The sequence below is a fragment of the Peribacillus sp. FSL H8-0477 genome (assembly GCF_038002765.1).
GTDB lineage: Bacteria > Bacillota > Bacilli > Bacillales > DSM-1321 > Peribacillus.
On sequence record NZ_JBBODE010000001.1, the window covers coordinates 1,754,284 to 1,769,444 of the forward strand.

The following is a 15,161-nucleotide window of genomic DNA, read 5'->3' on the forward strand; positions in this document are numbered from 1 at the left end:
TTTTTTTATAATTCGATTGCGGACGCTCGTCAGTCATGCAGCAGGCTATTATTTACGCTATACTTTAAGTACGTTCCCTGGGTAATGCACAATCGTACTAAAAATGAGGAGGAGTATTATGTCGTTGCTTCACTGGGCCGTATCAGCGCCGTTTTTGGCAGCGCTGCTGGTCCCTTTTCTTTATAAGCTTGTCCGGCGAATTCATACAGGCTGGTTTGTACTTTTTCTACCAATCATTCTTTTTACATACTTTTTCACACTGATTGAAACGACACGAAATGGTTCAACAGTTATCGAAAGTATTCCATGGATTCCTTCTCTACATATCAATGTATCCCTATATGTGGATGGATTAAGTTTATTATTCGCATTATTAATAACGGGTATTGGTGCTCTAGTTATTCTCTACTCAATTTTTTACTTATCAAATAAAAAGGAATCTCTGCATAACTTTTATGTATATTTACTTTTATTTATGGGTGCCATGCTAGGTGTCGTTCTATCTGATAACTTAATCGTTCTCTACACATTCTGGGAACTAACCAGCTTGTCATCCTTCCTGCTGATCGGCTATTGGCATCATCGTGAGCGCTCTCGCTATGGTGCACAAAAGTCATTGTTGATTACGGTTTTCGGTGGACTTTCCATGCTCGGCGGTTTTGTCCTCCTATCCTATATCGGCAGCACCTTCAGTATTCGTGAGCTAATTATTGAAAGCCGGCAACTGTTTGATCAGCCTTTATTCATCCCTGCTATGCTGCTGATTTTGATCGGCGCGTTCTCGAAATCCGCGCAATTTCCGTTTCATATCTGGCTCCCTGATGCAATGGAGGCTCCGACACCGGTTAGTGCTTACTTGCATTCAGCTACAATGGTAAAAGCAGGTATATACTTGGTTGCTCGTCTATCACCTGTCTTTGCTTTTTCTGGAACTTGGCTCTGGCTGGTTTCTATCTTTGGAATCATCACTCTTTTATGGGGTTCATTCTTTGCGGTAAAACAAACCGACTTAAAGGGCATATTAGCCTATTCAACGATCAGTCAGCTTGGCCTAATCATGTCATTATTAGGAGTTGGTGCAGCTGCCCTTCATTATGAACAACTAGATAACAATCTCTATCTTGCCGCTACTGTTGCAGCCGTTTTTCATTTGATTAACCATGCCACCTTTAAAGGCAGCCTGTTTATGGTTGCTGGGATCGTCGATCATGAAACAGGTACACGTGATATCCGTAAGCTCGGCGGTTTAATGCAGGTCATGCCGATTACCTTTACGGTTGCCGTTATAGGTACATTTTCTATGGCAGGAATACCGCCCTTCAATGGCTTTTTAAGCAAGGAAATGTTCCTAGCAAGCATGGTCCATGTCTTTGAATTAGATATATTTAACTTCACTACTTGGGGAGCTCTTTTCCCTGTAATAGCTTGGATAGCAAGTGTCTTCACCTTTATTTACAGTATGATTATTTTATTTAAAACCTTTACAGGAAAATTTCAGTCGGAAAAGCTTCCTAAACAGCCGCATGAAGCACCAATTGGGATGCTCATTTCCCCAATAATCTTGGCATCGCTGGTTATTGTATTTGGCTTATTTCCGAATCTGTTGTCAGCTTCCATTATTGCACCAGCAACAGCTGCCATTCAGCCAACGCTGACAAATGACCTTCATGTTCATATTGGATTTTGGCATGGATTTAAACCAGAGTTCTGGATGACCGTTGGAATCATCGTAATTGGGACTATTCTTTTTATAACCTTAAAAAGATGGAGGAGAATTTACTCCATCATTCCCGAGCATATTTCACTTAATAATCTCTATGACCACACTTTAAACTTGATTGAAGTAATCTCATTGAAACTCACAAAGTTCTTTATGACTGGGTACATTCGCAACTACTTAATATATATTTTCATATTTTTTATTGCGGCCCTTTTAAGCACCCTTTTTCAAAAAAATGCTTTCACATTCAATTTAGATCATGCTGCACCAATCGGAGTATATGAGGTTATTTTAGCGGTCATCATAGCCAGTGTGTCTATTGTTATTTTATTTGCTAAATCACGGCTGACCTCCATTATCTTGCTTGGTGCCGTCGGCTATACCGTTTCACTCTTTTTTGTTTTATTCAGAGCACCTGACCTTGCCTTAACTCAGCTGATTATTGAAACCATTTCAGTCGCATTATTCCTGTTATGTTTTTACCGGCTTCCGAAGCTTGGCAATCGAAAAGAAGAACGAATGGCCTTTAGATGGAATAATGCATTAATTTCTATCGGAGTGGGTATCACCGTGACACTCATTGCGATCGCAGCGTTTAGCAGCCCTAAACCGTTTTCTCCTATTTCGAGCTACTATGTCGAAAATGCCTATAAAGAGGCAGGGGGAAAAAACATTGTCAATGTCATTTTAGTTGACTTCCGCGGGCTGGATACCATGTTCGAAATTACAGTCCTTGGAATTGCAGCATTCGGCATCTTCGGAATGATCAAACTTAGGACAGGGAGGAAGTCAGAATGAAAACAAATGACCTAATCCTCCAAACCGTTACTAAGGTTGCAGCTTTTGTCATTATTCTGTTTTCCCTTTCTATCTTTTTAGGCGGCCACTACTCGCCAGGCGGCGGCTTTGTCGGAGGACTAATGACTTCCTCTGCTATCATCTTGCTGTTGCTCGCTTATGACCTAAAAACCGTTGCGGGAATACTACCTGTTGACTATAAACTGTTTATCGCAAGCGGGCTGCTCCTTTCTGCACTAACTGCATCAGGCGCTCTGCTGTTCGGTGTACCACTGATGACCCATGTATATACGTATGTTAACCTCCCGCTACTCGGACATATTTCACTGCATACAGCTGTCCTGTTTGACCTCGGTGTCTACCTTGTGGTTGTTGGCGTAACGATGACGATTATCCAAACGATTGGAGAGAGTGAATAATGGAAATTTTAATGGCCATTGTCATTGGCATCCTTTTTACGTGTGCAACGTATCTCATGCTCTCTAAAAGTATTCTTCGGATCATAATTGGGACAGGGCTGCTGAGTCATGGCGCACATTTATTAATTCTAACGATGGGTGGACTTAAACGCGGCGCAGTCCCCATCCTAACCGATAAGATTCAAGACTATGTAGATCCACTTCCCCAAGCTCTTATCTTAACAGCTATCGTTATCAGCTTTGGGGTTACGGCTTTTTTCTTGGTACTGGCATATAGAACCTATCAAGAGATTGGTACCGATGATATGGATCAATTGAGAGGGACGAAGCATAATGAATAACCTTGCTATATTGCCTGTGCTGCTGCCGCTGCTCACAGGAATTTTCTTACTGTTCTTTACCAAATCAATTATTACTCAACGAATTCTCTCGCTGCTCTCTTCCATAATTGGCATTGGAATTGCAGGTATCTTAGTTTCCAATGTTTCTGCCCACGGAATCATAGCCTTAGCTGTTGGCAGCTGGGAAGCACCATTTGGCATTGCCATCGTCGCCGATATGCTTGCAAGCTTACTTGTACTGACCACCACTATCATCGTCTGTGCGGTATTGATTTATTCGTTTTATTCGATTGGGGAAGCACGTGAGAAATTCTACTACTACTCAATGGTTCAGTTTTTACTAGTCGGAATAAACGGAGCATTTTTAACAGGGGATTTATTTAACCTCTTCGTCTTTTTTGAAGTTATGTTGATGGCTTCCTACGTATTACTTGCTCTCGGTGGAACAAAAGTTCAACTCCGCGAGACCATTAAGTACTTATTGGTGAACGTCATTGCCTCTGCGCTCTTTGTCATTACCGTTGCCTATCTATATTCCGTCACAGGAACTCTGAACATGGCCGACTTAAGCAGAAAAATCGCAGAAATTGGACAACCGGGCATTATCACCGTCATTGCTGTTTCCTTTCTCATCGTATTTGGGATGAAAGGGGCGATTTTTCCGCTCTTTTATTGGCTGCCCGGCTCATATGCCGCCCCGCCGATTCCAGTAATTGCTTTGTTCGGTGCACTTCTAACAAAGGTTGGAATTTACTCGATTTTTCGCACGTACACACTGTTGTTTTATCATGATCAAGGCTATACCCATACCTTACTAGGTATACTTGGCATCCTAACCATCATTATTGGGATCATAGGTGCGGTCGGCTATTGGGATTTAAAGAAAATTATTATTTATAACATCATCATTGCCATTGGCGTGATTACGTTTGGGATTTCACTAATGAATGAACAAGCTCTAATCGGAACAGTATTTTATATCATGCACGATATGATTATCAAAGCCGCATTGTTTTTACTAATTGGAATTATGATTAAACTAACTGGAACGAATAATTTACGTGAAATCAGCGGTCTGATCCGTACATACCCTGTACTCGGCTGGAGCTTCTTTATTGCAGCCATCTCACTAGCTGGGATTCCGCCTTTCAGCGGCTTTGCCGGAAAATTATTAATTCTCCAAGGAGCAGCTGCTGAGTCTGCATATCTCGGAATGGCCGTCGTTCTTCTGTCCAGTCTGTTCGTGCTCTATTCGGTCATGAAGATCTTTATCAATGGCTTTTGGGGTGAAGCAAAAGAATATCCGAAGAAAGAAATTCCTTATAAAAAGCTGCTATTTCCAGCCGTTTTACTTGTTGCCATTTCCATCAGCTATGGCCTAGGTACAGAACTTGTGTATCCATTTATCTCACAGGCAGCCGAAACCCTGCTTCATCCAGATATCTATCTTGATGCGGTATTAAAGGAGTAATGTGTAGATGTCTTTTCAAATCTTGTTAAATATATTACTCGCATTCACTTGGATGTTTTTAAAAAATGAGTACAGCGGAAACACCTTTATCATTGGGTACATACTCGGACTGCTCATTTTAATCGTCTTCCGTCATTTTTTCAACGAACGATTCTACATGCTGCGTGTTTATGCAGTCATGAAGCTCGTTCTCCTGTTCTTTAAGGAACTCCTTCTTTCTAATATTGCCGTACTCAAGGTTATTTTAAAACCACGGCTTACCATTACACCTGGGATTTTCGCATTAGAAACGAAGCTGACCAAAGACTGGGAAATTACAATACTAGCCAATTTAATTACACTTACGCCAGGAACGCTGGTCGTCAACGTCTCAGCTGATAATAAAACTCTCTACATCCATGCCATGGATCTAGCTGATAAACAAGAAGCAATCGACAACATTAAGAATACGTTTGAAAAAGCGATAATGGAGGTGAGCCGATAAATGTTTTCTATAATCATTCAGATAGCCCTCATCTGCATCTCATTATCTATGCTAGGACTGGTATATCGGCTTATTAAAGGACCTTCAACCCCTGACCGGGTTGTTGCACTCGACGCCATAGGCATAAACCTTATAGCACTGATTGCACTGCTTTCCATAAGCTTGGACACAAGTGCCTACCTAGAAGCCATCCTCCTTCTAGCAATTGTTTCCTTTATCGGAACAACCGCCTTTTCCAAATTCCTAGAGAAGGAGGATATCATCGAACATGATCGAAACCATTAAATTCATAGCAGGCATCCTAATCCTATTAGGTGCCTTCCTATTTCTAGCATCTACATTCGGCGTCATCCGGCTTCCGGACGTCTATACCCGAAACCATGCCGCCTCAAAAAGCACCACCCTAGGCGTCATCTCAATCCTCATTGGAACATGTATCTATTTTTACGCACAACACGGACACTTCAATTCAAGATTGATCCTAGCCATATTCTTCATTCTTCTAACCGCACCCGTAGCTGGCCACCTAATCAGCCGCGCTGCCTATAACACAAACGTCAAACTCTGGAAAAACAGCGGTGAAGATGATTTAGAAAAAGCGAGGATGGCGAAAGAAAAAGAGTAATACGATTAGACAAGCTGATAGATAGCTTGTCTTTTTTTTGGATGATTTTATTCTATAAGTATATACTCCCTACTTTTTGTAATTCCTGTGAAGTTAAGAGCCATAGACGCCAGAATACGATGGGCAATCGTTTCTGATTCTATTCCCAGGAAGAGACGAAGTTCCTTATTCGTAACTGTACGTTTTTTTAATAACGTATAGTCCCTCAAGGACGACAAATGGGCATCCGGAGACGATTCTCCACAAGATCTACATATCCAATTTCCAATTTTTCTGTTCATAGGAAGTGAAAAACATATTGGACAATGAACGCCATTCAGCAATTCATTTTCATTAATCGAGTATTTTTGCAGGATATTCGTTTGGAGAGGACAGTCAGAAGTAAGCAGAAGGGTTGAGAGTTTGAGGAGTTCATTTTGATTGAATATTTCAGATTGGTACTTTTGCCGAAGCTTTTCTATTTTTAAAGAAAGATAGTCACTATTAATCAACACGTCAAATATTGAAAAGTGCTGAGGCGAGGCCTTAATAATCGCATGCTGATTAGCAATAACAACAAGATGTTCAATAGGGATATCAGGAAATTCGTTGCGTTGAAGCCATTCCAAAAATAGATTTTTTTGCCTAATCACTTGAATAATCGGATCTTTATAAGCCGTTGTGACACCATTTCTTATTTGAATCAGCTGAGGATAGTCCCGCTCTAGAATGATTTCACCTGCATAATTTTTCACCTCGATTAGGAGAAAAAAAGAGGGAGAAATGAGTAAAAAGTCCATTTGAAAGTGTTCACCATAGATTTTGGAAAGCCTTAACCCATGAAAAATCCTATAGGCTGGATGATGAAGACGCACTAAATGGCGGTTCACTTCCATTTCACCTTTAAAGCCAGCCAAACTTTTTCCTACATCTTCCTCAACATATTTCTTTTTTGGATGCAGTTCCGGCATTCTTCGATTAAGTGCCTCCAGTGCTAGGATACCGACTGATTTATTACATGCTTTCATGAACATAAAATTCCCCCTTCGCCATTCACTACCCTACCATTCGACGAAAATTAAATTATACCTGCATCTTAACTCAATTCCTCCAAACCAAGGGGGTATTTTGTTGAAATTATGCCTGCTCAACTAATTAATCCCGTCTGAGGTGTGCTTATACCCGTCTGGATATGGCATATTCCCGTCTGCGCACCTCGTAATCCCGTCTGGCCTCGGCTTATTCCCGTCTAGCGGCTTGAAAAGGCACCAAAATACCCCAGCGGGTAACCTGTTAGGCTTGTCTTTTTAAAATGTTCTTTTCTAAAATTATTTCCATTTTTATGAAATTATTCTATAATGATTTGTATAAAAAACAAATCAGAAACTGGGTGTAACAGGATGGGGATTTTTGTTCTAATAGCTGTAGTAGCAGTAATTGTGGTTTTGCAATCAGCAGAATATTTAAAAAGGAAAAAACCAAATAGTAGAACTTACCTTCTGCCTGGATTCTTTTTAACTGTTCTATCTTTTATCCTAATGATAGTGTCCTATTTTACTTCATCGGATGGTTGGAATATTATGGGGTATTTTTTCTTGTTTATCTTTGTTTCTATAGCTTCATTTATAGGAACAATCGTAGGAAGAAAGTTTGGTATGGAAGAAGAATAATTAGCAACGGTTTTTTACACGTTGCTTTTTTTGTTGTTGATTATTTATTAACTATTGGTAATTTATGCTAATATAAATATAGACAAGATTATTATTGGAGGGATAAGTAATGATGCTATTTGGACCATTTTTAGTAGCCTGTATACCAGGTATTTGTATCTTGCTACTTACTTGGCGGCTTGGAAAAAAAGATATACCAACCTTCATAAAATTGTTACCCTGTCTTTTAACAATAGTTGCTGCCATTGGTCTCTTCTACGTTGGATTTGTAAACATTAGAGGATTTGAGGGTGCAGGTTATGGACTTCTCGCTATTTTCCTTATCATTTTTGCGTTAATTTCTTTACGATTTGCAAGAACAACAACAGCACCTTAAACTATCGGTTACTTTGCATAGAAATAGAAACTAAAGAGGACCATTTAAGGTCTTCTTTTATTTAATACAGGGGGGTATTTTGTTGAAATTATGCCTGCTCAACTCATTAATCCCGTCTGAAGTCTGCTTATTCCCGTCTGGATATGGTATATTCCCGTCTGCGCATCTCGTAATCCCGTCTGGCCTTGGCTTATTCCCGTCTCGCGGCTTGGAAAGACACCAAAATACCCCATTGGGTACCCCGTTAAGCTTGTCTTTTTTTAAATGACTCGCTTCTTCGGGGTTTGAAATCCTTCATCTAAACAGAAAAAAAAGCAGCCGCCGCTGCTTTTTTGTCTTATTGTTCTTTTTTCAGTTTTATAACGGCGAGTGTACAGCGGGAGATGCAGACTAGTTGTTGTTCTTCGTCGCGGATTTTGATGTCCCAGACCATGGTTGTTTTACCGTGGTGCAGGATGGTTCCTTCTGCTGTGACGATGCCGGAGCGTTTTCCTTTTAGATGATTGGCGTTAATTTCGAGACCAACCACGGCTTCCTTTGTGGGGTCTACAAGGGCAAATCCGCCCATACTGGCAACTGTTTCGGCTAAGGCTACTGAAGCACCTCCGTGAAGCAGGCCGAACGGCTGATGTGTTCTTTCGTCGACAGGCATAGTTGCAACAATGCGCCCTTCGCTTAGCTCCGTAACTTCAATTCCTAGTGTGTTCATTAATGTATTTTGGATATTTATTTCCATTGTCCTTACCTCCATATACTATCGATATACTGTAGTTCGATTAACTCATAGAAATATCCTTCTTTTACTCACTCATCATACCTATTTATCTTTTCTCATATGTTGAAGATGAAGGAGGCGCCAGCCATGAAATATTCTGATCAATCCCCAAATGTACATCGTTATCCTAAGGTCTATCAGCCAGACATTCATCCATTTCCGCAGCGGCCGTCACCTGCACCTGATCCATCAATGTTTATTAAATCTGCTCAACTCTCGCAGTCTCTTTTGGCCGATGCGCAAAAGGTGGTTAAACAGATGGCTTCTTCCAAATCATTTTCTCAAAAAATTATGACTGCTGCTCAAGATTCTAAACAGAGTGAGATCACAGAAATGATAAAAAAAGTAGGGCTCACTACAGTTCCAAAAATTCGAATTACCCCGGATGGAATACGAATGGACTTTGACTCTAAAATAGAAGAATCACCTGGGGATACTCATGTCATTATCTTGTTACGATGGCATACTTTTTAACGCCTTTCCATAATAACGGAAAAAAACCGAAGTCCCTAAGACTTCGGTTTCATCTTTTTATTTTTCTCCAAACCGTTCAACAAGCGTAGCGAGTGTTCTAGTCATTACACCCGTTCCACCAGCTGTACCGAGTTCTGATAGGGCATTGGTCGTTGATGTTCCGGCAATATCCAGGTGAACCCATGGAGTATCTTCTGCAAATTCCCCGATAAACGCACCGCCCATGATCGCATGTCCTGGACTTCCTGGTGAGTTGTTTAGATCCGCAATGCGGCTTCCTCTTACCCGCTTCTTATCTTTTTCAGTAATCGGAAGTCTCCAAATCGGCTCACCAGCTTCATGAGAGGCTTCTAAGACTTCAATGAATAAATCCTCATTATTAGTCATTGCGCCAGTCATATCCATCCCTAAGGCCGTAATAACCCCGCCAGTCAGTGTAGCCACATCAACCAAGTACTCTGCGCCATGCTGTTTCGCATAGGTGACAGCATCGGCAAGTACCAATCGTCCTTCTGCATCCGTATTTAATACTTCAATGGTTTTACCACTCATCGAAGTAATCACGTCATCTGGTTTAAACGCATTTCCGCTAATCATATTATCTGTCGATGGAATGACTGCCACCACATTTTGCTCAGGCTTTAATTCACCGATAATCTCCATAGCACCAAGTACAGCCGCAGCTCCACCCATATCGGTCTTCATCCCGACGATACCGGCCTTTGTTTTAATGGAATAGCCTCCTGTATCGAACGTAACCCCTTTACCGACAAGTCCGATGACATCTTTCCATTCTTCTTTACCCTGATATTTCAATACGATCATTTTTGGCGGTTCTGTAGATCCTTGGTTAACCGCTAAAAGCGCGCCCATTCCAAGTTTAATCATGTCTTCTTTATCTAATATTTCTGTTTCAAAATCATATTTTTTGCCAAGTTCAGAAGCGTATGCAGCTAAATCTGTCGATGTTAAAAGGTTTCCCGGTATATTAACTAAGGTTCTAGCTGAATTGGTTGCTTTACCAAATACATGTCCAACCTCAAGAGAAGCTTTTAAATCTTGACTGTCGCTTTCGCTGTAAACTGTAATTGCTTCGATCTGCTTTTGCTTCTCATTAGATTTTTGCTTGTATCCCGCAAATTCATAAGTGGCAAGCTGAAATGCTTCACTAAAGGCATGAGCGGTATCCAGGATTTCTACGTGCTCAGTACTAAATGTATCGAGTGCTACTGAAATCTCAGACGCACGGGAGTTCTTAATCATTTTAAAGGCAGCCCCGAATGACTCACGCAAGCTTTCAAAGCTGACTGTGTCACGTTTGCCTAGACCGACGAACAATAATATTTTCGGTCCCATTTGCCCTAATGTATGTACCTTCGTTATTTTATTACGTCTTCCAGATAGTTCACCAGCTTTTATTAGTTCCGTCAATTGACCATTTAGTTTTTCATCGGCCGTTTTCCCTGCTCCTTCAAGCCGTGCTGGCTGATCAAAGACACTGATAAGAAGACATTCCTCAGGATGATCTATTTGAAAATGATTATTTATGGTATACATAGTTACCTCCTATATTTCGTAAAATCAATTATATCTAAGTTTTCAAGATATTTCGAATATAGCACATATTTTCGATTTAATAATTATTTTTTTGTAAAAATGGTTTAGAGCCCCTTAATCATGTTTATGAATAAAGTAACAGGATTTCTTAGCAGGATTTACTTACTTTTTCACCGAATAACATATCATTATCTTTTCAAGCGTTTAGATCGCGTTGAAATTAGAAAGAAGGAGATGCCCCTTGGATATACTTTTCAATTTTCCCTTAATCGCGGCTTTACTTGCGATATTCTTTGCTCAATTCATCAAAGTTCCTATTCACTTTATCGCACTAAAAAAGCTGGATTGGTCTCTTCTTACCTCAACAGGCGGCATGCCGAGTTCACACTCAGCTGCAGTCACTGCGCTGGCCACGGCCGTGGGGATTGAAGCGGGGCTTACTTCTCCCATCTTTTCAGTTGCAGCCATTTTTGCCGTCATTACGATGTTTGATGCTACAGGAGTTCGACGCCAGGCAGGTGAACAAGCCGCGGTACTCAACAGACTGGTAGTGGATTTTAATACCTTTGTCTCAGAAGCAAAGACGTGGCAGCAAAAAGAAGAAAAGCAAAAACAGCGGAAACTTAAAGAACTGCTGGGTCATAAACCAATTGAAGTCTTTTTCGGCGGATTAACAGGTATTTTTATAGCACTCTTTCTTCATTTTGTATTATTTGAAGGGTAGAGTTCTCATGATGAAAATCATTTCTTTATGTCCTAGTAATACTGAGCTTTGTGTCTATTTAGGTGTTGAAGACCAGTTGATTGCTATAGATGATTACTCTGATTGGCCTGACTCTGTACAGCATTTGCCCCGGGTAGGTCCGGATTTATCCATAAATGTTGACCTAGTAGCAGAACTAAAGCCTGATTTAGTATTGGCATCTTTAAGTGTCCCAGGAATGGAGAAAAACCTTATAGCCCTTCAAGATCAAGGCATTCCCCACCTGACCTTCAATCCACAATCGTTAGATGATATTGCTAAGGATCTGCTAACGCTGGGTGATGCCCTAGGAATGGAGACAAGAGCTGCAGAAGCCGTTCATGCCTATCGAACACGGATTACGCAATTCGAGGAAACAGCTAAAAAGATAGAACAAAAGATACCTCTATACTGGGAATGGTGGCCGAAACCTTTGTTCAGCCCAGGTGGTGTGAATTGGCTGACAGAAATCAGCAGACTAGCCGGGGGTTATAATATTTTTGAAACCATAGATGCTGCAAGTATTCAAGTTCAACCAGATGATGTACGAAAGCTCGACCCAGCATTTATCCTTTTAGCTTGGGTCGGCATTCCTACAAGCAAAGTTAATCCTGAACTCGTAAAAAAAAGACCTGGCTGGAAGGATATGAGCGCTGTTCAGCAAGAACAACTGCGTCTTTTAGAAGAACCATTATATTGCCGACCCTCGCCGCGCCTTCTTGATGGATTAGAGAAATTAGCCTTACTTCTGCATCCTGAACATTTTCAGCATCTTACCGCTAAATAAAGAGACGGTCGAACTTTTTTCGACCGTCTCTTTTACTAGTTATTCTTTTTTTGTTTTTCCAACAATCTGTTCTCGAAAAACTTGCAGATTTTTATCTTCATTAAGAACTTCCAACTGTTTTTCTGTTAAAGAACCTTTTCCCTTTTCGATAATGTATACATCCAGGGTCTTTTTCCCCCAGTCCGAATATACATCAGCGACGGTATTGTAATACAAATCAAGTTCATCACCATTGATTGCTCCGCCTTTATCCGCGACTACTCCGTACCCATAACCAGGAATCCAAAGAATGGTCCCTAATGGGAAGACATTTAAATCTGCAGCGACTGTAGAATACAAATCCCTTTTTACCTTAACTCCTGAATAGGTAATCCCGTATGTAGGACTTTCTGGATATTTGCCAGTTGATTCGTATCCTGCGGTATAGCCTGTTGCTGTCACAGTATGTACTGGATATTGTGTAAAATCGATTTCATCCTCTATAGATGGTTGAATTTCTGCTGCTTGAGCTTTCAAACCGTGCCCTAAAAACGTTTTCTTAATTGACTCTAGACCTATATGATGAGTCTTTTTATTATCCAGAGATAAGAACTTTGTTGATTCCTCTGTTTGATTAATTTGAGCGTCGACCCCTGTTACCTGCCAGAAGGTCGTATAGAATGCTGTTATAAATAACAAGCTTACAGCTATTCTTTTAATCCCGATTTTCATTTTTTCCATATAGTAATTCCACTCCCTTATCATCATATTTCTTTCCCGAAAAACGATGAAGTATGCAGGATTCGTGGAATTTGTGTAAAGATTGGTTCTTTTGGATTAGCAAAAAACAGGCAGCCCTGATTCGGCTGCCTGCTTGATTTTAAAACATTTGATACCCTTGTTTTCTCAAAATTTTAATGACAACACCAGCTAAGATAGCTCCAGCTAGACCACTGGAAAGAATGGTAATGTCAGCAACTGCAAGATTTGAAAATTTAGTACCAAGTGTACTAAATACTCTGCCGGGAGCTCTGAAGTAGTCAATCATTTTCTCACCATTTACGATAAAGATCGTTACAAGAGGGAAAATAATTACCATGACCCAAGAGGACCGGAACAGCATATTTAATAAAAAACCGATTCCAAAAAAGAGCAGAAAAAATAGAACAACAGATATAATTAAAACAGGCAACGCCATAGTCAAAGACCCTCCTCAAGAAGCATCACTCTCAGTTTACTCAATGAAAAGGGACACGTCAATTCCTCAGATAGATAAAAATGGAATCAATGATTACGATGTTTTTCTAATTTTCACCTTTTAAAAAAGACAGTCAGGATTTTTCCCCTGTTTTTCCGCTGCCATCACAACCGTTGCAAGTTTCCGATCCGCCAAGTAATAATTGAAAATAGCCCTGCCCAGAACAATATTCACAAGTATTTCCCTTTCCTTTCATTATCAACATCTCCTTATAAATAATCTTAATTTTCTGATATCTTATCAAATATAACGATATAAGGAAAATCTCAAAAGGAACGAAAAACCTTTTATGTAACCGCATACAGTTATGATTTTCTGCTGTTTTCTCTCTATTTCTTAAATTAACTGAATATTTAAAAAGCTGTATAGGAAAATTCCTAACAGCTTGGTGTTTTAGAGAATATTAAATTTCCCTTTCTTTAATACGGTACTTGTGCCGCCAATAGAGAAAAGTGCGCGATTATCAATCACCTTTTTCATTACTGAAGCAGGTTTTCCTTTTAATTTTTTCCCATAGACGATACCAATTGCATCACGTTCCCCAAGCGAGCATACGGTGCCTTTAATATCAGGCTTAAACGCAGTCAAATTCGTTTCTTGACGTAATAATGCCAGTAGATTATTGGTTACCACATCTGCTTGCTGCAGCGCGATTTGAGCTGTTGGAGGATATGGCCGATTAATCTCCTCATTAATAATTAGGGAACAGTCTCCAATGATGAAAATATTCTCGTGTCCTGGAGCCCGTAAATCTGGGTCCACCTTCACTCGGCACCTATTCGCTTCAAAGCCTGATTCTTCAATTACGGAGCTTCCGCGAATTCCAGCCGCCCAAATCACTGTACCTGCTTTAATTTCTTGTGTCTCTTCTTCACCAATACCTACTATAATGCCTTCTGGATCAGCACCTTTTATAGGTGTTCCAATCTTAAATTCAACCCCTCTTTTCTCCAGATGGGCTACTGCATAATCAACCAATTCGGGATCAAAACCAGGAAGTACCGCTTTTGCTGCCTCTACACAATAAACCTTCACCTTATTTTGATCAATTTCATATGTTTTACATAACTGCGGTATGCGATTGACCAGTTCACCTAGGAATTCTATCCCTGTGAAACCTGCACCGCCGACTATGATTGTTAAGCGTTCTTCCTTTTTTATAGCTTCATTTTGATACGTTGAAAATTGACTTTCAATATGCTCGCGTATACGTTTAGCTGCATCTACACTCGTAATCGAATACGCATATTCCTTCAAGCCCTTTATGCCAAAGGTTTCTGACTCACCGCCGAGTGCTATAACTAAATAATCATAAGAAACCTCACCGATATCGGTCATTACTTTTTTTTCTGCGGTGGCTATTCTTGTAACGGATGCTTGAATAAAGGCCACCTTTTTAACATCAATTACAGATTTAACTGGGTAGGTAACCTGGTCGTCCCGTAGTGTACCCGCTGCGGCTTCATGAAGCCAAGTCGTTTCATAATGGTAGTTATTTTTGTTAATCAGTACAATTTCTACTTCTTCTGTACGTATTTTTTTTTGCAAGCGTACGGTAGTCATTAATCCACCGTATCCTGCCCCAAGAATAACGATTTTAGTTTTCAAGAATATCACTTCTGCCTTTCCTTTTACGATTATGTTTTATTGTTTCCATATTCTTTATTATTAACAATTCATTTTTTGGGATTCTTGTTTTTTTATCT

At 40.2% G+C, this 15,161-nt stretch carries 19 protein-coding genes; 12 read left to right on the forward strand and 7 right to left on the reverse strand.

Annotated features, from left to right (window positions below; translation table 11 throughout):
- Positions 1 to 118: 118 nt before the first annotated feature.
- Genes MHI18_RS08940 through mnhG form a run of 7 tightly spaced genes read left to right on the forward strand, consistent with a single transcriptional unit; the run spans position 119 to position 5,858 of the window.
- Complete coding sequence (locus MHI18_RS08940; RefSeq protein ID WP_340847011.1) at positions 119 to 2,518, forward strand: Na+/H+ antiporter subunit A; 2,400 nt, start codon at positions 119 to 121, stop codon at positions 2,516 to 2,518.
- Positions 2,515 to 2,937 carry a Na(+)/H(+) antiporter subunit B gene (locus MHI18_RS08945; protein ID WP_340847012.1) on the forward strand — a complete coding sequence of 141 codons (423 nt, stop codon included), beginning with the start codon at positions 2,515 to 2,517 and terminating at the stop codon, positions 2,935 to 2,937. The genes MHI18_RS08940 and MHI18_RS08945 overlap by 4 nt, the downstream gene beginning before the upstream one ends.
- On the forward strand, positions 2,937 to 3,278 hold the full coding sequence (locus MHI18_RS08950; protein ID WP_040374885.1) for a Na(+)/H(+) antiporter subunit C: 342 nt from the start codon (positions 2,937 to 2,939) through the stop codon (positions 3,276 to 3,278). Before MHI18_RS08945 ends, MHI18_RS08950 begins: the two co-directional genes overlap by 1 nt.
- Complete coding sequence (locus MHI18_RS08955) at positions 3,271 to 4,749, forward strand: Na+/H+ antiporter subunit D (protein WP_340847013.1); 1,479 nt, start codon at positions 3,271 to 3,273, stop codon at positions 4,747 to 4,749. The genes MHI18_RS08950 and MHI18_RS08955 overlap by 8 nt, the downstream gene beginning before the upstream one ends.
- 7 nt (positions 4,750 to 4,756) lie before the next feature.
- Positions 4,757 to 5,233, forward strand: a complete 477-nt coding sequence (locus MHI18_RS08960; protein WP_340847014.1) for a Na+/H+ antiporter subunit E — start codon at positions 4,757 to 4,759, stop codon at positions 5,231 to 5,233.
- Positions 5,234 to 5,518 (forward strand): Na(+)/H(+) antiporter subunit F1, encoded by a 285-nt coding sequence (locus MHI18_RS08965; RefSeq protein ID WP_340847015.1) that lies wholly within the window; start codon positions 5,234 to 5,236, stop codon positions 5,516 to 5,518.
- Positions 5,502 to 5,858 carry a monovalent cation/H(+) antiporter subunit G gene (gene mnhG, locus MHI18_RS08970; protein ID WP_340847016.1) on the forward strand — a complete coding sequence of 119 codons (357 nt, stop codon included), beginning with the start codon at positions 5,502 to 5,504 and terminating at the stop codon, positions 5,856 to 5,858. Before MHI18_RS08965 ends, mnhG begins: the two co-directional genes overlap by 17 nt.
- Before the next feature lie 47 nt (positions 5,859 to 5,905).
- On the opposite strand, the gene MHI18_RS08975 is transcribed toward mnhG, so the two are convergent.
- Positions 5,906 to 6,871 carry a nuclease-related domain-containing protein gene (locus MHI18_RS08975; RefSeq protein ID WP_340847017.1) on the reverse strand — a complete coding sequence of 322 codons (966 nt, stop codon included), beginning with the start codon at positions 6,869 to 6,871 and terminating at the stop codon, positions 5,906 to 5,908.
- Positions 6,872 to 7,237: 366 nt separating this feature from the next.
- On the opposite strand from MHI18_RS08975, the gene MHI18_RS08980 reads away from it, so the two are divergent.
- Both MHI18_RS08980 and MHI18_RS08985 read left to right on the forward strand, forming a co-directional pair.
- The gene (locus tag MHI18_RS08980) at positions 7,238 to 7,507 is read left to right on the forward strand and encodes a hypothetical protein (RefSeq protein WP_340847018.1); all 270 of its coding nucleotides are present in this window, start codon (positions 7,238 to 7,240) and stop codon (positions 7,505 to 7,507) included.
- A 109-nt stretch (positions 7,508 to 7,616) separates the two neighbouring features.
- Positions 7,617 to 7,883, forward strand: a complete 267-nt coding sequence (locus MHI18_RS08985; RefSeq protein ID WP_340847019.1) for a YesK family protein — start codon at positions 7,617 to 7,619, stop codon at positions 7,881 to 7,883.
- 337 nt (positions 7,884 to 8,220) lie between these two features.
- On the opposite strand, the gene MHI18_RS08990 is transcribed toward MHI18_RS08985, so the two are convergent.
- A complete protein-coding gene (locus MHI18_RS08990; protein ID WP_340847020.1) occupies positions 8,221 to 8,634 on the reverse strand; it encodes a hotdog fold thioesterase in 414 nt (137 codons plus the stop codon).
- Between the two features lie 111 nt (positions 8,635 to 8,745).
- On the opposite strand from MHI18_RS08990, the gene MHI18_RS08995 reads away from it, so the two are divergent.
- A complete protein-coding gene (locus MHI18_RS08995; protein WP_340847021.1) occupies positions 8,746 to 9,132 on the forward strand; it encodes a hypothetical protein in 387 nt (128 codons plus the stop codon).
- Positions 9,133 to 9,189: 57 nt separating this feature from the next.
- Here the strand turns inward: MHI18_RS08995 and MHI18_RS09000 are convergent, their stop codons facing one another.
- Positions 9,190 to 10,689, reverse strand: a complete 1,500-nt coding sequence (locus MHI18_RS09000) for a leucyl aminopeptidase (protein WP_340847022.1) — start codon at positions 10,687 to 10,689, stop codon at positions 9,190 to 9,192.
- Positions 10,690 to 10,930: 241 nt separating this feature from the next.
- Between MHI18_RS09000 and MHI18_RS09005 the strand changes: the two genes are divergently transcribed.
- Positions 10,931 to 11,413, forward strand: a complete 483-nt coding sequence (locus tag MHI18_RS09005) for a divergent PAP2 family protein (protein WP_340847023.1) — start codon at positions 10,931 to 10,933, stop codon at positions 11,411 to 11,413.
- Positions 11,414 to 11,420: 7 nt separating this feature from the next.
- Positions 11,421 to 12,218, forward strand: coding sequence for a cobalamin-binding protein (locus MHI18_RS09010; protein WP_340847024.1), 798 nt, complete (start codon positions 11,421 to 11,423; stop codon positions 12,216 to 12,218).
- A gap of 39 nt (positions 12,219 to 12,257) precedes the next feature.
- Here MHI18_RS09010 and MHI18_RS09015 read toward each other — a convergent pair whose 3' ends face one another.
- From MHI18_RS09015 to MHI18_RS09030, 4 genes are all read right to left on the reverse strand, one after another.
- Positions 12,258 to 12,938 (reverse strand): 3D domain-containing protein, encoded by a 681-nt coding sequence (locus tag MHI18_RS09015; RefSeq protein ID WP_340847025.1) that lies wholly within the window; start codon positions 12,936 to 12,938, stop codon positions 12,258 to 12,260.
- A 139-nt stretch (positions 12,939 to 13,077) separates the two neighbouring features.
- The gene (locus tag MHI18_RS09020) at positions 13,078 to 13,395 is read right to left on the reverse strand and encodes a YuiB family protein (protein WP_340847026.1); all 318 of its coding nucleotides are present in this window, start codon (positions 13,393 to 13,395) and stop codon (positions 13,078 to 13,080) included.
- Between the two features lie 133 nt (positions 13,396 to 13,528).
- Positions 13,529 to 13,660, reverse strand: a complete 132-nt coding sequence (locus MHI18_RS09025) for a YuiA family protein (protein ID WP_340847027.1) — start codon at positions 13,658 to 13,660, stop codon at positions 13,529 to 13,531.
- 188 nt (positions 13,661 to 13,848) lie between these two features.
- Positions 13,849 to 15,072: an NAD(P)/FAD-dependent oxidoreductase gene (locus tag MHI18_RS09030; protein ID WP_340847028.1), complete on the reverse strand. Its 1,224-nt coding sequence runs from the start codon at positions 15,070 to 15,072 to the stop codon at positions 13,849 to 13,851.
- Positions 15,073 to 15,161 lie beyond the last annotated feature (89 nt).